This window comes from Fluviicola sp., from assembly GCF_039596395.1.
GTDB lineage: Bacteria > Bacteroidota > Bacteroidia > Flavobacteriales_D > Crocinitomicaceae > Fluviicola.
The window spans coordinates 731,775-749,749 of sequence record NZ_JBCNJT010000002.1; the positions used below are offsets into that span (position 1 = coordinate 731,775).

16 protein-coding genes are annotated in these 17,975 nt (G+C 44.1%); 5 read left to right on the forward strand and 11 right to left on the reverse strand.

The window, feature by feature from the left end:
- Positions 1-210: 210 nt before the first annotated feature.
- Positions 211-1,032: a KilA-N domain-containing protein gene (locus ABDW02_RS12075; RefSeq protein ID WP_343634811.1), complete on the forward strand. Its 822-nt coding sequence runs from the start codon at positions 211-213 to the stop codon at positions 1,030-1,032.
- Positions 1,033-1,035: 3 nt separating this feature from the next.
- Here the strand turns inward: ABDW02_RS12075 and ABDW02_RS12080 are convergent, their stop codons facing one another.
- The 7 genes from ABDW02_RS12080 to ABDW02_RS12110 form a co-directional block, all read right to left on the reverse strand.
- On the reverse strand, positions 1,036-2,637 hold the full coding sequence (locus tag ABDW02_RS12080; protein ID WP_343634812.1) for an OmpA family protein: 1,602 nt from the start codon (positions 2,635-2,637) through the stop codon (positions 1,036-1,038).
- A gap of 42 nt (positions 2,638-2,679) precedes the next feature.
- A complete protein-coding gene (locus ABDW02_RS12085; RefSeq protein WP_343634813.1) occupies positions 2,680-2,904 on the reverse strand; it encodes a hypothetical protein in 225 nt (74 codons plus the stop codon).
- Positions 2,905-2,917: 13 nt separating this feature from the next.
- Positions 2,918-3,277 (reverse strand): hypothetical protein, encoded by a 360-nt coding sequence (locus ABDW02_RS12090; protein WP_343634814.1) that lies wholly within the window; start codon positions 3,275-3,277, stop codon positions 2,918-2,920.
- 7 nt (positions 3,278-3,284) lie between these two features.
- Complete coding sequence (locus tag ABDW02_RS12095; RefSeq protein ID WP_343634815.1) at positions 3,285-3,578, reverse strand: hypothetical protein; 294 nt, start codon at positions 3,576-3,578, stop codon at positions 3,285-3,287.
- A gap of 448 nt (positions 3,579-4,026) precedes the next feature.
- On the reverse strand, positions 4,027-4,776 hold the full coding sequence (locus tag ABDW02_RS12100) for a LytTR family DNA-binding domain-containing protein (RefSeq protein WP_343634816.1): 750 nt from the start codon (positions 4,774-4,776) through the stop codon (positions 4,027-4,029).
- A gap of 160 nt (positions 4,777-4,936) precedes the next feature.
- Positions 4,937-7,135, reverse strand: a complete 2,199-nt coding sequence (locus ABDW02_RS12105) for a histidine kinase (RefSeq protein WP_343634817.1) — start codon at positions 7,133-7,135, stop codon at positions 4,937-4,939.
- 100 nt (positions 7,136-7,235) lie between these two features.
- Complete coding sequence (locus tag ABDW02_RS12110) at positions 7,236-7,439, reverse strand: hypothetical protein (RefSeq protein WP_343634818.1); 204 nt, start codon at positions 7,437-7,439, stop codon at positions 7,236-7,238.
- A 171-nt stretch (positions 7,440-7,610) separates the two neighbouring features.
- Here ABDW02_RS12110 and leuS point away from each other — a divergent pair, with 171 nt between their 5' ends.
- On the forward strand, positions 7,611-10,430 hold the full coding sequence (gene leuS, locus ABDW02_RS12115) for a leucine--tRNA ligase (RefSeq protein WP_343634819.1): 2,820 nt from the start codon (positions 7,611-7,613) through the stop codon (positions 10,428-10,430).
- Positions 10,431-10,558: 128 nt separating this feature from the next.
- Here the strand turns inward: leuS and ABDW02_RS12120 are convergent, their stop codons facing one another.
- The gene (locus ABDW02_RS12120) at positions 10,559-11,035 is read right to left on the reverse strand and encodes a DNA starvation/stationary phase protection protein (RefSeq protein WP_343634820.1); all 477 of its coding nucleotides are present in this window, start codon (positions 11,033-11,035) and stop codon (positions 10,559-10,561) included.
- Positions 11,036-11,258: 223 nt separating this feature from the next.
- Between ABDW02_RS12120 and ABDW02_RS12125 the strand changes: the two genes are divergently transcribed.
- Both ABDW02_RS12125 and ABDW02_RS12130 read left to right on the forward strand, forming a co-directional pair.
- Positions 11,259-11,885, forward strand: a complete 627-nt coding sequence (locus tag ABDW02_RS12125; protein ID WP_343634821.1) for a lysoplasmalogenase — start codon at positions 11,259-11,261, stop codon at positions 11,883-11,885.
- 3 nt (positions 11,886-11,888) lie between these two features.
- The gene (locus tag ABDW02_RS12130; RefSeq protein ID WP_343634822.1) at positions 11,889-12,875 is read left to right on the forward strand and encodes a sterol desaturase family protein; all 987 of its coding nucleotides are present in this window, start codon (positions 11,889-11,891) and stop codon (positions 12,873-12,875) included.
- Positions 12,876-12,922: 47 nt separating this feature from the next.
- On the opposite strand, the gene ABDW02_RS12135 is transcribed toward ABDW02_RS12130, so the two are convergent.
- The 3 genes from ABDW02_RS12135 to ABDW02_RS12145 all read right to left on the reverse strand — a co-directional run bounded on the left by ABDW02_RS12135 (position 12,923) and on the right by ABDW02_RS12145 (position 16,494).
- Positions 12,923-15,520, reverse strand: coding sequence for a hypothetical protein (locus tag ABDW02_RS12135; RefSeq protein WP_343634823.1), 2,598 nt, complete (start codon positions 15,518-15,520; stop codon positions 12,923-12,925).
- A gap of 3 nt (positions 15,521-15,523) precedes the next feature.
- The gene (locus ABDW02_RS12140) at positions 15,524-16,066 is read right to left on the reverse strand and encodes a sigma-70 family RNA polymerase sigma factor (RefSeq protein WP_343634824.1); all 543 of its coding nucleotides are present in this window, start codon (positions 16,064-16,066) and stop codon (positions 15,524-15,526) included.
- A 62-nt stretch (positions 16,067-16,128) separates the two neighbouring features.
- Positions 16,129-16,494: a hypothetical protein gene (locus ABDW02_RS12145; protein ID WP_343634825.1), complete on the reverse strand. Its 366-nt coding sequence runs from the start codon at positions 16,492-16,494 to the stop codon at positions 16,129-16,131.
- Positions 16,495-16,689: 195 nt separating this feature from the next.
- On the opposite strand from ABDW02_RS12145, the gene ABDW02_RS12150 reads away from it, so the two are divergent.
- Positions 16,690-17,940, forward strand: a complete 1,251-nt coding sequence (locus ABDW02_RS12150) for a hypothetical protein (protein ID WP_343634826.1) — start codon at positions 16,690-16,692, stop codon at positions 17,938-17,940.
- Positions 17,941-17,975 lie beyond the last annotated feature (35 nt).

Below are 17,975 nucleotides of genomic sequence, written 5' to 3' on the forward strand. Positions count from 1 at the left end.
CGATGAAAATCAAACATATAAGGCGTGTGTTTTATTAAAAGATAATCGTGAATAAGCCTCCAATCTGTTCGTTCCACCCCGGCGGATGGAAACAGTCGAATTTGGGAATTGTCTTTTTCGAAAAAACACTTTTTTCAAGCGATAATATTTCCTAACTTAATCTAAGAGACTCTCATTTTATCATGGAAACTATTACTACTATATCAAATAATGAAAAATCAAAAAATTGAAGTTCAGGGTACACCCATAACTATTTATAAAAGCAATTCGGAAGATTATATCTCATTAACCGATATGCTCAAAGCAAAGGATGGTGAGTTTTTCATTTCTGATTGGTTACGTAATAGAAATACAGTTGAGTTTTTGGGTGTTTGGGAATCGATAAATAATCCAACTTTTAATTATGGCGAATTCGCCATAATTAAAAGTCAGGCCGGTTTAAACAGCTATAAAATCAGTGTGAAAGAATGGGTTGAGAAAACAAATGCTATTGGATTAAAAGCAACTGCAGGCAGATACGGAGGAACTTATGCTCATATAGATATAGCATTTGAATTTGGTATGTGGATCAGCGCCGAGTTTAAGGTATACTTAATTAAGGAATATAAACGTTTACAAACAGAGGAAAACAATCGTCTAAATCTGGATTGGAGTTTTCAACGAATGTTGGCAAAGGTCAATTACAAGATCCATACGGATGCTATCAAGGAAAACCTCATCCCATTGGAATTAAACAAGAATCAAACTTCCCTAATCTATGCAACTGAAGCAGATGTATTGAATATGGCGCTTTTTGGGATGACCGCCAAACAATGGCGGGATTCAAATCCGGATGTAAAAGGAAATATCAGGGATCACGCTACCATTCAGCAATTAGTTGTCCTTTCTAATCTCGAAAGTATCAATTCCATGCTTATTGCTCAGGTTATGCCACAAAGTGAAAGATTGATTCAGCTGAACAGAATCGCTATCACGCAAATGAAATCGCTGATTGAAAATCAAAGCATAAAAACCCTTGGGAATAGCAAATAATCTTCAAAGTTTAATCATAAACCGCAACCCCGCCTGGATGTAAGGATAAAACCCATTATTGATCCGGCCCGATAAATCGCGGGCAATTCCTCCCTGGACATAATAATTCAACCCGTTTTGCCACGCCACTGAAAAACCAAGATGCAGGTTCAGTTCGGAAAAAGAGCGGTATTTTTGGTTATAACTGGATCGAAATTCCGGCCCGACATATCCTTTAATCCGTGTGGTGAACTGACTGTTATTCAATTTTTGCCACGGGTCCAGCATGCGGTTGGTCATCGTGGTGAAATCCAGAAAATTCACGTGATAATGTGCCGAATAATACAATCCCGGATGATGATTAAGGCCGATGTTTAAGGCAAGTTCATTCCGCCCCAATTCATAGCCCAATCCTACAGAAACAAACGCTGTAACGGTATCGTTGTGGTAAAAGGCATGTATTCCCGCTAAAAAAGTCATAGAACCGGGAAAAGAAAGCCGTCCTCCATAATTGCCGCAACCCCAGGAATAATAACCACCGCCAGTCCTATCCGGCCAGGTATTTTTATCCGGGCAGTAAGACATTCGCTGCGGGCGGGCGATGGAAGCCATTCGAACACCTTTCATGTGAATTTCCGAAAACAGGTAATCCTCTTTCTTCTTCCCGCGCTTTTCTTTCCATTCCAATTGTTCGTTCTTGATTTCATACCCGTAATCTTTAACTGCGTAATACGACGTTCCTTCGAGAATGTACTCCTTCGGTGCCCGGACTTTCACAACATTCGGACGAAAGAATTTGCTTTTGAACTGTGTAACACTCATGATGAAATAATCATTCAGAATCGCTGTTTTTGTAAAAACAACCGTATCCTTTTTGAACAATTGTTCCTTGCAGCCGTTGCATGGAGGCTCTTCCAGGTAAAACAACCCGTATTGCTTATAACTATCCAGTGGAATGGTTGCGGTAAGACGCTTTTCGCGCCACCAAAGCATTCCCGTCGTTTCCAACTTAAAGTTCACGCGCTGGGCAACCGCAGTGGATTTGGAAGGGTTCTTTACATAGTAATATTTCCGTTGTGAGAATTCTTTTTCATTCAGTAATTCCAGGTAAACAACCTGTTTTTTCTTATGTGTTCTGACCGTGACATGGCCAAAAGCCTCTATGTGTTCATCGATAAAAAAACAGCGCGGGTCTTTCGGTACGATTACCAGCGTGTCCTTGTTTTGATTTTGATCCCAATCATCCGAAGAGCGGTAATGGAAAACCACATCTACACGACGGCTCAGGCTGTCTACAATCCGTGGTATTTCTCCTTTCGATTGAATATCCGTGGGAATTTTGCTTTCCATGAACCGTTCGCTGAATTTTAAAACGGCTTTTGCCCTTCTTTCAGACAATTTCTGATTGGAATCAATCTTCCCGGTACTATCCGAATAACCGATAAAGGCAATGTGCTCCAGATCCGTATAATCCAGGTCTGCAAACGTTTTTTGAAGGACTTTTTGGGACCAGTCAGATAGTTTGTGGCTTCCCACTTTAAAATAAACGGAAGCCGTATCCTGCGAATAGGTAGCGGTGATGCTGAAAATAACAGCCAGTATTGTCAAGGTAAAATAACGGAACATGCAGATCTTTTTACCCAATGTGCGGGAATTGAAAAGGTAAACTCAGCTGCAGCCTTTCCAGGCAAACAAAGCAACCGCGATCCAAACCAGTCCTTTGATCAGGAAGAATAAGAACCCGGCTAATCCGGCGCGTTTCAGCCATTTCTTCCGCTTCAGGGCCTTGTCCTCTTCCGTTTGTTTTCCGGGAGCAGGCGTTGTTAGTTGTTCTTCTTCCATCGCATTAAAAAACCCCGATCCCGTAGTTACGGAACCGGGGCATGAATTCATATTTTAATAGACCTTAGTCTTCGTCTTCATCATCGTCTTCATCAGCCGGAGCATCATCGTAAGAATCATCATCGTCGTCATCGTCAGAAACATCGTCATCATCTCCTTTTGCATCTGCTGAATCGAAATCATCTTCGAACTCATCATCATCGTCATCATCTACAGAAGGAGATTTTAAAGTCACCTTCGGAAGTTTCACCAGGTAAATGATCTCTTCAGTTTCCCACAACAATGAATCGAACACTTCACCGGTGATCGGATTGGTCATTTTTGTAGTGTTTCCGGAAAATCCTTCCGGGAATGCGATTAATAATTGTTTCTTCTGATCGATACTCAGCTTATCATAGCTAATGATTGACTTTTTTTTCGACATGCTGTTATTATATTTCTAGTTTGATGATACGATGTGTTGGAATAAGAACGTGTTGTTTTAAAACAATTGCAACATCTGTTACTGCCCAGATAGTTGTGTTCACAACCTTCTCCCCACTATCGTCTGCAAAATAAATCTTTACTTTATAATGTTCCAAATTACCAAGAGAAATCGCGCGGTTAACATCTGCTTTTCGCTTCGCGATCAAATCCGTATCTTCCAAAATTTCTTCCTTCGGAAAATGCAAACCTGCCACCTCTTCTTTTTCAATTTGAACGAAATTAGTTGTGTCCATTTCCATTTTTGAGCAAAATTAAATGAATTGATGAATTGAAAACTGAGTTTTCGACTAAACTTATAAAAAAACATTTAAACGACGAAATGTTTAATACTTTTCAACAAAAAAGACCCATGAATACATGAGTCTCTAATCCGTTTAGTAGTGTTTTAGTTTGTATGTCGCGTGTGAACAATCAACTTTAATGAAAATCAGGTTGTTTCTAAGTTTTTAAATCGGTCAAGTCTTTGACGGAGATAGAACTGTATACTCTTCAATAAAACTAGAAAATGAAAAAACTGCCTCTCCATTGCAGTGTTTTTCCGTTTCAACTTCAACCTAACATAGAAAACAACCTGATTCCATTCTCCTTATTTCCTCTTCTAAGATAGCTATGTACTATAAATAGAAATCCTCTAATGAATAAACACCGGATTTGAATGAATATTTGGCAGAACTAATTTAACAGGCCTTATAAGCTTTCCAGGATCTGGAAGAAAATATCGCGTTTTGCAGGTGATAAAGGTACCTCCGATCCGTCTTTCATGACCACTGCACCACCGTTTCCCTTGTCGTAACGATCCACAAAATTGAGGTTGATCAAATGCGATTGCTGCACACGCAAAAAGTTGTGTCCGGACAACAATGTTTCGTAATCTTTCAGTGTTCTGGAAACCAAAATTTTCTTTCCCTCCGTCAGGAAGAAAGAGGTGTAATTCCGGTCTGCCTCGCAACGGATAATGTGGTCCAGGTCTACTACGTGAACACTTTCCTGTGTTTTCAGTACCAATCTGCGTTTTTGATTCGGCTGGATGTTGTTTTGTAAAGCTTCAAACTGCGGTTCCTGTCTGGCATCTGCTTCTTTCATTGATTCAAGGGCACGCTCCAGCGCGGCTTTCAATTCTTCCGGGTCGACCGGCTTCAGGATATAATCGAGCGCCGAGAACTTGATGGCTTTGATAGCGAATTCTTCATGCGCTGTAATGAATATGACTTCGAAGTTTTTTTCCGGTAATGATTTCAGTAAATCAAACCCCGTACCGTCCGGCATCTGAATGTCAAGAAATACCAAATCCGGTTCAATTTCTTTGATGGCAGCTAATCCAGATTGTACGTTCTCGCCAACCGGGAATGTTTGAATATCCAGGTCAAATGATTCGATCATTTTAGCGATCAATTCACGCGTTCGCTGCTCATCATCAATGATTAATACTTTTTTCATGGTTTGTTGGATTTGTGCCGAAAGATAAACATTAATACCTATTAAACGTTCAGAGAAGCGGTTTATTATAAAATGTGTCTTCCCCGAAAATCAGGGGTTCAGTTACTTGACAAATCAATGAATTTTAAGGAAACCGAGTCAGTCCCGGCGGATCGAAGTTTCATCCGTTCGCTCCATCCGTTCTATACGGCAAATAGATATTCACCAGCGTTCCGGTTTCCAGTTCCTTGTCGTAATCTTCCATTTCCATGCGACCAAGGATTTTGTACTTATAACTCAGGTTGTTGATGCGGTCCTGAGTGATTTTCATCGCCATACTTTTGTGTTCGGCGCTTTTCTTATTGTTTTTCGACCCTTTTCTGCCGATCCCGTTGTCCTCGATCATCACGTGGAGCATTTCCTCGTCTTTGGTAAAGCGTACGTGGATAAATCCTCCTTCGATCGTATGCAGCTGTCCGTGCTCGATAGCATTCTCAATAAAGGGCTGTGTAATCATCGGTGGAATCACGGTTTCTTCATCCAGTAATTGCTGGTTCACGCTGACTTCGTACTCAAAGCGGTCTCCGAAACGCAATTTTTGTGTTTCCAGGTACTTGTTCAAAATGTCGATCTCGGTTGTCAGCGGAATAAACTCCTTGGAGGAATTTTCCAGGATCAGCCGCATGAGTTTGGAGAAATTGATCAGGAATTTCGTGGAGTTTTTGGTATCGTTCTCGTAAATGTAACTCTGAATCACAGACATCGCATTGAAGACGAAATGCGGGTTCATTTGTGAACGCAGCAGGGTCTGGTTCATTTCTGCTTCGCGCTGCAACTGACGGATGTTTCGCTGTTTCCAGCGGTTGTAAATGATAAACGCTCCCAGGGCCAGCAAGATGATGAACCCGATGATGATGTACATCTGGAAGATATTCCGCAATTCGGTGTTTTCCTTTTCCTTTCGCTGCAATTCAATGGAATCTGCCTGAATGGCAATCAAACGTTCACGCTGTTCGGAACGGTACAATTCCGATAATTCGGCAATTTTCGCGCTTACTTCCACAATCCGCGCACTGTCCGAATAATCCGAGTACATGTCCAGGTATTCGTAGGCCAGTTTCATGTTGCCGGTCTTCTTGTAAACGTCTGCAATTTCCTTGTAGGAAGGATAAATTCCCCCGATGTAACCGTACTGCGAACGGATATCAATGGACCGGTTCAGGTAATTCAGGGCGTTCTTATACTTTCCCTGTTCGGCAAAAACGGTCCCGACCAGGTGGTACACAGAAGCAATTTCTGAACGATTGGATGCGGACTCAAAGTAAACCAGCGCCATGTTGTAGTAGCGCAATGCTTCGTCATACTTCTTTTGTTCGTTAAATGCATTTCCCAGGTACTTATGCGCCAGTCCCAATCCGTCCTGGTCGTTGTAAGCCTGAAGCGTGTGAACGACCCTTTTAAGGTCTGCAATGGCTTCTTCGTATTCTTTTTTGGCCAGTTTCACCAAACCGATGTCTGTATCGGCTAATCCGGCCAGGCGGTAATCCTGGATTTTTAAAGCCGTTTCACGCGATTGCATGAAGAAATTGTTGGCGTTGTCGAAGTTGAAGATCTGGTACTGAGATTCCCCGATCTCACGCTGGTATTGGGCAATCTGCGGATAATCGTTTGCCTGCTTGGCCAATTGAAGTGCAATGAAGTTCTTGGAAACGGATAATTCGACCTGCCCGAAGAAATTGTAGATAGCCGACTGCATGTTCACGCATTTCGCCATCAGGGATTTATCGGTTGAGCGGCGCGCATATTGAATGGACATTTCAGCGAATTCCAGGGAAGCATCGCGTTTGTTCTGCTCCATATTCAGTTTCGCCAGCAAGCGGTTCGTTTCTGCAATCAGTGCATAACTTCTCACCCGTTTTGAAAAACGGAGCGCTTCCGTCAGGTAAATATCTGCCTGCTCAAACTCACGAAAAGCAATGTGGTATTCTGCCAGTAAATGAAAAATATGAACCTGGTTCAACTTGGAATCCGTGCGCGACAAATAGGGTTGTAACTGGAGAATTTTAGCATAGTATGCCGTTTTATTCCCCAGCAGGGCTTCCACCCGAAGGTCGAAGATCAATGCCTGTAATTTGGCAGAATCAGATTCCACACGGCTCGCATCGATGATCGCATAGCGAATGGAATCGGCCTTTTGAACGTTGTTTAACTGGTAGTATTTACCCAGGGCTACCTGGCGCCAGAATTTCTTGGTTCCGTTTTTTTCCGTCAGGTAGGCTTTCCGGTAGCTCGATTCATCCGCATTACCTGCAAGGGCCGTCTTTGAAATGCCAAGAAGACAAACAAACCCGATTGAAAAGGACAGAATGAAGCGATACATGGACTAAAAATAGTTTTTTTCAAATAGAAAAGGTTCTCTTCCGTGACAGATCACAAAAAAGAACCCCTTTGTTATTAAACTATCTTTATTTTTTTGGCTGTTAATATGCGTCGCAATGGCGCTTTTTCGGCTTTGATTTCTTCGGTTTTCTCGGTCTGAAATCTTTTTTCTTACCCAATGAAGAAGCCTTCATTTCCAAAGCAGATTTGCTTTGATTGGTTACCTGTTCAGCAGCATTTACTGAACCTGCAGTTCCCAAAAGGAAACTTGCTGCAATAAGAGCGGGGAAAATACGGAGAATCATAAGCTTTGATTTTTAGCAATATAACACCAAAAAATGAATTGGTTACACTCCCTTCTTTTTTCATGCGGATAAAAATGTGTGAATGGCGGTAAATGCCTCTATTTTGGTATCTTTGTGCCGGCGTTTAAGCTCTGGCACAGGCGCTTCCCACACTTTAAGAGACGCGAAAGCATGGAATACAATTTTAATGAAATCGAGCGCAAATGGCGCAAATATTGGGCAGATCATAAAACATTTGCCGCTGAGGACAACTCTGTAAAACCCAAATACTACGTATTGGATATGTTCCCGTATCCATCCGGGGCAGGTTTACACGTTGGCCACCCGCTCGGTTACATTGCATCGGATATCTATGCGCGTTACAAACGCCTGAGAGGCTACAATGTGCTGCACCCGATGGGATACGATTCATTCGGTCTTCCGGCGGAACAGTATGCGATCCAAACGGGTCAGCATCCTGCAATTACCACGGAACAAAACATTGTGCGTTACCGCGATCAATTGGATAAAATCGGGTTTTCATTTGACTGGGACAGAGAGGTTCGTACCTCATCTCCGGAATATTACAAATGGACGCAGTGGATCTTCAAACAGATCTTCAATTCGTGGTACAATACGAAAACAGACAAGGCGGAATCCATCGATTCACTGATTGCGGAATTTGAAAAGAATGGAAATGCAGGCGTGAACGCTGTTAGCGAATTTGCAAACACCTTTACTGCTGAAGCATGGAAAAATTACTCCGAAAAAGAGCAATCGGATATCCTGATGGAATACCGTTTGGCTTACCTGGCTGATTCCTGGGTAAACTGGTGTCCGGCTTTGGGAACAGTACTTGCCAACGACGAAGTGATCAACGGGCTTTCCGAGCGCGGAGGGCATCCGGTGGAACAAAAACTGATGCGCCAGTGGTCGATGCGAATCAAAGCATATGCGGAGCGTTTATTGACCGGTTTGGAAACAGTTGACTGGACAGACGCGATCAAAGACATGCAGCGCAACTGGATCGGGAAATCGGTTGGGGCTTCCGTTCGCTTTGCGTTAGAGGGAAGCCATCCCCCTTTGTCCCCCTTCAAAGGGGGAGAAGACTCCGGTCATTCCATCGAAGTATTTACTACCCGTCCTGACACGATCTTTGGAGTTTCGTTCATGGTGCTGGCGCCGGAACATCCCCTGGTGGATGAGATCACAACCGCTGAGTTCAAAGACGCCATTGATGCCTACAAAACGGCTGCTTCTTTGAAATCCGAACGCGACAGACAGGCCGATGTGAAAAACATTACCGGGCAATTTACCGGAGCTTATGCCATTCATCCGTTCTCCGGGGAGAAAATCCCGGTTTGGATCGGTGACTACGTATTGGCTTCCTACGGAACCGGTGCTGTTATGGCCGTTCCTTGCGGGGATCAGCGTGATTGGGATTTTGCGAAACATTTCAATATTCCAATCAAAAACATTTTTGAGAACGTGGATATTTCCGAAGCAGCTTATGCCGAAAAAGAAGGAACGATCGCCAATTCGGATTTCCTGAGCGGATTGCCGATCAAAAAAGCCATGTCGGTAGCGATTGCAAAAATTGAAGAACAAGGACTTGGAAAAGGAAAAACGAATTACCGACTGCGCGACGCGATTTTCTCCCGTCAGCGCTATTGGGGCGAGCCTTTCCCGGTTTATTATAAAAACGAGATTCCTTATTTGGTTGACGATGCTCATTTGCCGATCGAATTGCCGGAGGTGGACAAGTATTTACCGACAGAAGACGGTGAACCGCCATTGGCGCGTGCCGAAAAAAGTGCGTGGAAATACTCCGAGGGCGACCGCATGGAATTCAACACCATGCCGGGTTGGGCCGGAAGTTCCTTCTACTTCCTGCGCTACATGGACCCGCACAACGAGCAGGAGTTCGTTTCGAAAGCAAAAGCGGATTACTGGAACCAGGTGGATCTGTACATCGGAGGTTCGGAGCACGCAACCGGCCACTTGTTGTATTCGCGTTTCTGGTGCAAATTCCTGTACGACATGGGATTCATTTCCTTCGACGAGCCGTTTAAGAAGATGATCAACCAGGGGATGATTTTGGGGAAATCCGCCATTGCTTATATCGGACCGGATGAAAAACTTTATTCCTATGACGATATCGAAAAAGATACTTCTGATTTTCGTGAAGTACGCATTCTGATTGACCTTATTAATGATGACGAAAGCATTAAAATTGAGGAGTTAAGAAAGTGGCAGCCGCAATTTGAAAACATCGAACTTGTTCCGAATGCAAACGGAAAAATCATTGTAAAACGGGAAGTCGACAAAATGTCTAAACGTTGGTTCAACGTGGTGACTCCTGACGATCTGTGCGAAAAATTCGGAGCAGATACGCTACGCATGTACGAAATGTTCTTAGGTCCGCTGGAGCAAACAAAGCCGTGGGATACGAAAGGAATTTCAGGAGTGCATAACTTCCTGCGCAAATTGTGGCGTTTGTTCTACGAGAACGGAAAAGTGATCGTAACGAATGAAGCTGCGGGCAAAGAATCGTTGAAAACGCTTCACAAGACGATCAAGAAGGTAGAAGAAGACCTGGAGCGTTTCTCGTTCAATACGAATGTTTCGAACCTGATGATTTGTGTGAACGAACTGACGGAACAAAAATGCCATTCGAAAGAGGTATTGGAACAAGTGGTGATCCTGTTGGCTCCTTACGCCCCGCATGCCGCAGAAGAATTGTGGTCGGAAGCGTTGGGCAATGCCGCAGGAACGGTTTCCACGGCTCCATTCCCGAAATTCAACCCGGAAATGCTGGTGGAAGCAAACGTTTCTTACCCGGTTTCTTTCAACGGGAAGATGCGCATGAAAGTAGATTTGCCTACAGCTTTCTCTGCCAAAGAAGTGGAAGAAGCAGTACTTGCAATGCCAGAAGCACAAAAATGGCTGGAAGGGAAAACCCCGAATAAAATCATTGTGGTTCCCGGGCGAATCGTGAATATTGTGGTTTAATTCTTTTAAGAACTTATAAATGGAACGTGGGATGATAAATCATCCCACGTTTTTCTTTTCCATACGGTTATTTTTCATCGTGCAATCCATGTAGGGACGCGAAGCATCGCGTCCCTACATGATTATTATCAATCCTTAAAATATTTGCGGAGTTTCCAGGCCATTTTTTCGTGGTTCTGAATTAACCCGGTTAAAAAATCGGCTGTTCCCACATCGTTGTATTTTTCTTCTGCATCATCGATGCCCTGGCGCAAAGCCCGCACAATGGTTTCGTGGTCGCTGACCAATTCTTTCAGCATTCCCTGGATATCCGGAACTTTTCCGGGTGTTTCTTTCAGATTGGATGTCGCAGCAAACTCGGAAGTTGTCCCGATCGCCACTCCACCCAGCGTACTGATGCGTTCTGCTACTTCATCAATCGCTAATGCGACGTCGTTATATTGCGCTTCAAAAAGCTGGTGTAGTTCCATGAAATTATCCCCCGATAAATTCCAGTGGAATTTTCGCAGTTTGATGTATAAAATATTGCCATCTGCCAATACGGCGTTTAAAAGTTGGTGGATTCCTTTTAAATCTTTGTCGCTAATACCAATGTTCAGTTTCATAATCTTTCTTTTTTGTTACAAATCATTCTTCCGGTGCAATTCATTCTGAAAAACAAAATTTATGCGAATGGTACCTGAAAATTTACATTAATTGACTGAAGGATTTTCAGTAACAACCCTAAATTTCGTTAAAATGCCCAACAATCGTTTCCGGTTATTAATGTTTGGAAGTGATGAAGGATGATGGATTATTCCTACATTGTGAGGGAAAAACTTCCTTCTTATGGCAAACAAAATCCTGATCGGTTTTTTGGGAATCCTCTTCGTAGCGGATTTGGTCCTGATTGGTTTTGAGAACGGAAATGAACTGCGGTTCTTCACCAAGCCGCTTTTAGTGCCGGTGATCCTTGCAATCTATTTTTCTGGAGTGCGGCAAAAAGCAACTGGAATCAATCCTTATTTCCTTTCCGGGTTGATCTTCAGTTTCCTGGGAGATACCTTTCTACTGTTTAAATGGGCGTTTCTTCCAGGATTGGGCTGCTTCCTGGTTGCGCATATCCTATATATTCTGAGCTTTGTAAAACTCCGCGAATCCAAAATGCTCGCCTCTTTGCCGTTTATCCTGCTGTATCTCGGATTGCTGCTCTATTTCCTCCACCCGTATTTGAAAGAGATGGAGATCCCGGTAATTGTTTACGGAATAACTATTTCGACGATGGCTTGGTTCAGCCTTCGCACCAGGAATAACATGCTCATTTCCGGGGCACTTTTGTTCGTTATTTCCGATTCTCTTCTGGCATTCAACCTGTTTGTGAGTTCTTCGGCTATTCTGGAACAAGTGGTCATGACTACTTACGTTTTCGCACAGCTTTCTTTAGTCTACGGAATGATTTCCGCCAAACGTTCCTGATCCATGAAAGAACAAATCTCCGCTTTCTTTAACGGCCTCGGATTATTCAGTCCGCTGGATTTCACGGACCCGGTTACTTATTTCATCCCGGGATTTATTCTACTGATCCTGGGCGAAGTATTCCTGTACCAGGTTCCCCGCAAGCTGTTTACCAAAGGAATGATCAAAGACGGGAAATCAAGTATCGGTTTGGGAATCGGGTCGGTATTGCTCGATTTTGGGATGAAGGCTATTACGCTTTCGTTTTACTTCTGGCTTTACAACAATTTCCGGCTCACGGATATTTTCGGCATCGAAAACTTCAACGATTTTTTCACCTGGAAATGGCAGCTGGACCATTGGTGGCTTTGGCTGCTGGTAATGATCGTGCAGGATTTCGGGTTTTACTGGCACCATCGTTTGAGTCATAAGATCCGCCTATTCTGGACCGGGCACGTAAACCATCATTCGGCTACCCATTTGAGTTTGGCTATTGCACTGCGCCAGGGCTGGTTTGAAATTGCCTACCGCGATATCTGGTACATTCCTTTCATCCTGATTGGTTTTCACCCGATCATGATGTGCATGATGCACCAATTCAACCTGATCTTTCAGTTCTGGCCGCATACGGATGCGATCGGGAAACTGGGCTGGTTCGACAAGGTTTTCAATTCACCTTCCAATCACCGCGTGCACCATTCCCGGAAAATCGAAGACCTCGACAAAAACTACGGCGGTATCTTCATGATCTGGGATCATTTGTTCGGAACTTACAAAGCGGAGGAACAAAAAACGACCGAGTACGGAATCCTTCACAATATCAGCACTTACAACGTTTTCCACATCGTGTTCGATGAATTCCGCGACATGGTGCGGGATGTGAAACAAGCTTCCGGTTTGAAAGCCAAACTTGGCTATATTTTCAGAGCACCCGGCTGGAAACACGATGGAAAAGATGAGCGCATTTCGACCTTGCAGCGGGAATTAAAAAAACAGGCGGAGACGCGATGATATAAATCAGTAGGGACGCGAAGCATCGCGTCCCTACTGTCGTATTATTACTTGGCGAGTTCTTCAACAATTGCGGATGTGCTATCTGGGATTGCTCCTTGTTCGCACGAATAAATCGTGGGGCGAATTTTTTCGCGGAATGCGGCATTTTCCCGGCGTTTTTTCTGAACGGCGTAATTCGCTTTTTCTTTGAACAACCACTGTAATTCATCTTTCAGGCTCATGGCTTTTTCAACGCGGTGATCGTTCAGGTGATTGATCCGTTTGTCGAATTCCTTCTCAGTGATTTCTTCCAGTGCAACGGGCTCAGTTTGCGTTTTTTGAGCTTTCAATTCATTGATCTGGTAATAGAAGAAGCCTTCTTCGTTCATTCCGATTATTGCAGCGTTGTAATTCATGTCGCCGTTCAGGTTGTAATTCAACTTCCCATCCGTGAAATCCAGGCGCTGGTAACTGTTGATCTCTTTGGAGAACAGGTACAGAAACAGTTTGCCGTATTGTTCCGCTTCCTTCACTTCTATGCTAATTGGTTTGTAGGTAATTTGAGCCGTTTTCCCGGTTGCGGGATCGGTAATAACGGTTGACTGACGATTGACCGTTGCTTCTCTGACGTAAGCATCGATATTGACAATGCTTCCCCCATTATGCATCTGGAATCCTGCCGTAACGCCCAGCTGTTTGTATACATTCCGCAAATTGAATCCGTACTCTTCATTCAAATTGGCAGATTCGCGCAGGCCTTTTCGCAACACTTCTTTATTTCGTTCATCCTGCACTTCATGATCCCAGTGCCGTTCTCTACTCAGCGCAACCTGCAGGTTTTTCTTCCCGGTTTCACGAAGCGTTTTGACCGCTTTTTCGTAAAATTCTTCCAGGTTCTTTTGATGTGCATCATTCATCCGGATCGCTCCTACTTTCTGATCCGCAAAGCGCTGGAATTCCGGGTAACCCATCTTTACTACGCGCTGATCGAGTTTCCACAACGATTCGTCCAGGTTATTTGCATAGATATCAAATACCTTTTCATCACAGGTTTCATGAATGGCTTTCATACGGTCTTCAAAATCCTGCGTTGCCAGATTCGTATGGTTGAATTTTTTGTTCCAGATGGCAAGAACTTTTGACGGCGGAATATGGTCAGTGACTGATTTCTGACCGGAACTTACCTGCACGCTAAACTTACCTGAATAAGGCGGTAAACAGTGTGATTGAGCCTTACAAACCTGGTAGGAAAATTTTCCGGAAATAGTGAATGTGCCCTTTTTTACCAGTTTCACTTGCTGTTTGAAAACAAGCCGATTGCTTTCGTAAAGTGCCATTTCACTGCAGAACTTCCGGACCTTGTATTTTTTTGCGCTTTCCGAATTCATTCCACCAGCATCAGGACTTAGATCCTCAACCGAACTTAAATCCTTCACTTCTCCGACAAACTCAAAATCCGGGGTTTTATTCAGCGTGAACCGGGTTGGTACGGTAAACGGTGAGATCGATTTGTTTAAAATCCCGATCATCCAGTTGTCTTCCAGGTTTACCGTTGCAACTATATTTACAACATTGTTTTTCAGATTTTCCACGGAAAAATTCCAATGAACCTTATCCGTCGGGCTCTCAATTTGGGTCTGTTGTTTTACAGTACCTGAAATTATCTTTTCCTGATTTGAACTTCCTGCAATCGGAATTTCATCGATTCTTACGGAGTTATAAACAACTGGTTTTTGAGCATTCTCACTGCGGGCGATCGTATCTGAAACAGCGGCGGTTTCCTCAAAACTCAAATACAAGCTATCGCGTCTGGTCCTTTCCTTAAACCACTTCAGTTCGTTCAATTTCGGTTCATAGCGCGGCGGGAATAAGTCCATTTCCGACATGTCCTTCGGCTTGGGAAGGCGCTCCAGTTCTACCGGGTTCTGCCAATCGATTTTCCCATCTTTTCCCGGAACGCCGGTGAAGAGTTTCATGTCTTTTTTCAGTTCGCCGACCGGAACCTGGACGTATACACCTTTGTCTGTTAATTGCAGTTTTTTGCCTTCGGGTGTAAAAGCGTTCAGGCTGAACATGCCTTGCGTTTCCAGCAGGCGATCTCCCGATTTGGTACTCAATCCGGCTTTCACAATGTCAGATGCTTGTTGTGCTTCCTGCCACTGCACGATTGCTTCGCCCTTGTAAGCTTTTCCGTCGAGTAAGAATGATTCACCGGTTAAGCTCAGCAATACGCCGCTTTCAGACAAAAAAACATCCGATTTGCCGGTAAACTGAAAATATTCCGGGTCGATGTTCTCAAAAGCCAGGTTTTTCTCCAGTTTTTCCAACATGGATTGCTCGATTTGTTCGGGTTCACTGTTCTTTTCGGCCCCACCTTTTTTCCATGTCATAGCAACATAAACCGCTGTAGCTAAAGCTCCGGCAATCACGATCGCAAGGCCGCTATTGATCAGTATTTTCTTCAGGTGGAACCACTTCCCGGATTCTTTTACCAGGGTGCGCAACGAATGCCGCCCGATCAGTTCACGGGTTAATTGGTGTAATTCAAATTCCTTTTGCAGTTCCGGATTTTGGTTCAATTCCGTTTCAAAAGCTGCTTTTCCTTCTGCTGAAAGTTCGTTATTCAGATAACGCTCAATCAATTTGTTCCAGTTTGTTTCCATGGCTTAGAATTGATTGAGTTCGACATTCAGCTGAGCTTCCTGCACCAATTCCTTGGCTTTTTGGATGCAGCGGTATTTCTGGGCCTTCGCCACTTTATCATTCCGGAAACCGAGCTTTTTGGCAATATCTGTCATGTTCCAGCCCAAGCCGTAGAACAAATGCAGGAGTTCGCGGCATTGCTCCCCGATTTTCGTCAGGGCAGACTCAAGTTGCTTATACTGCAATTCCTTCTCCATCCAGGTCTCCGGTGTTTCTTCGGGATCCGTTTCCAGGCTTCCTGCGCCTTGTTTCTGATCTTTGCGGGAAGCATTGTACCACAGCAATTTACAGGTCTGTTTGATGAAATGAACCGGAGCCAATTGGAACTCAAAACCGGGATCGTTTTTCTTTCGCAGGTAAATGATCAGGGCTTCCTGGAAGAGGTCTTCTGCGGTCAGGCCGTCACAACCAAAGGTTCGAAGCAAGCGTTTGACCTCCGGAAAGTGCCTGTACAGCACAGCAAGCTCTTTTTTGATTTCCAAAGGATCGTATAGGCGTTTCTCCATGTTGAATTTACCGGTTGTGTTCAGAAAACGGAAAGGTAAACATTTGACTGAAAATTATTTTTTTATTTCATCGCAACTACTTCCCAACTGTTCTTTTGTTTATCGATAAATCCGTCGGTAGTGAGCCAGTTGTCTTCCACGTGGGTTGCGATCTTTTTAAAGGTAATCTTACAAACCGGATGTTCCATCAGGTATTCTTCGTAGCGGCGTTTCACGGTAACCAGTTTAAAAACGGTTCCTTTTTCCATCAACCCGGTTTCCACGGATTTCACTTTACAGGTAAAGATCGTTCCGTATCCCATAGCAAAAGCATATTTCGCGCTGACGGTTAATCTCAGCTTGTCAGTTGCGACCGGCTTACGGATTGTTTGGTCCGTGGAGCAAGCAACTACCAGGAGGAGCATGAAACAGGTAATGAACTTGTTCATAAGGAGTTGAAGTATTTCTTTTTTAAAGTTATTACAGATCCGTAAACGTTTTACTTGCGGACGTGATTTTCACACACTAATACCCTCTTTTTATCTGCTAAAAGACGCTGATTGAAATCATTTTCAACGGATTGCAGGTGAATGTGTGCATTTTTCGCAACAGATTTTTACTTTTGCACAAAATTAAGACCATCCATGGAACAACCCGCTTCTCCTATCCAGGCACAAGCCGAAACCACTAAAAAGCCCAGAAGTAAATTCAGAAAATGGCTGCGCCGCGGTTATTTCGGAGTGATACACTTATTGGCATTGTTCGCTATGGCCCTGATCGGCGTTGCTTTGGCCGCCAAATTCAAGTGGACGAACGACAGCGGAAACGTGGATCTGAACAGCCGTTATTTTTCTGAAATGGCTGGGAAATACAACCAGGGCTTCCAAACAGATAGCTTGACTTTTGCCAAGCAGGAGCGGCAGATGTACCAAAACGTGGGGCTTTTGGCCAAATACTACCCGCACAATGCCAAGCTCATCCTGGATGCATTCCAGCGTTCGGGGGATGTGACGATTGCTTTACGCATGCTGGATGCCGCAAACCTGCGCATGAAAAAGCACAAAGGTTACCAGCAGGAATTGGCGCGTATTGAGGCTGCAGCAAGCGAAGCTTCCCTTTCGATCTATCCGTGGGCGAACTATCGGGAATGGAAAGAATTCTGCCGCGTGGTAAGAGCCGATAGTGCTGCAATTGACTCCGTTTCACGCATTACGGGTGTTGAGTCGCGCCTGATTGTGATGTGTTTGGTAGGAGAACAGATTCGCATGTTTAACTCTTCCCGTGAACAATTCAAAAAGTACGTGATTCCCTACAACCGGTTGATCATGACTACCAACCGCGGATACGGGGTAACGGGAATCCTTCAGAATACGGCCTTGAAAATTGAGAAAAACCTTTTTGACAAAACGAGCGCTTTCTACCCGGGGGCGTATTACCAGAATTGTTTGAATGTCAAAGATTCCTTCCCGGAACTGGTCAACGATACAATTGAAGCGCATAAGCATTTGACGATTCAGCGTTTGATGAAAGGCGGAGATCATTTCTATTCGTATTTGTACACGGCATTCTTCCTGCGCCAGTTCCAGTCGCACTGGGAAAAAGAAGGATTTACGCTTGCTTACCGCCCGGAAATCCTGGGAACGCTTTACAACCTTGGTTTCCAGAAAAGTAAGCCAAAGAAAAACCCTGCTGTGGGTGGTTCTACTTTCAATGTAGGCGACAAGGAGTATACTTTCGGTGGTTTGTGTTACGAATTCTACTACAGCGGCGAGTTGATGGATTTGTTCCCGCTCACCAGTCAGCCGTTTGTTCCTACAAAAGTGTTGGAGAAGACGATTGTTTTCCCGGAGCCGAAGGAAGAAGAAGCTGTAGCGCCCGAACCGGTCGCAGGGTAGTTATCCTACTTTTGCCAAGGCAGAAAAAGTAGGCA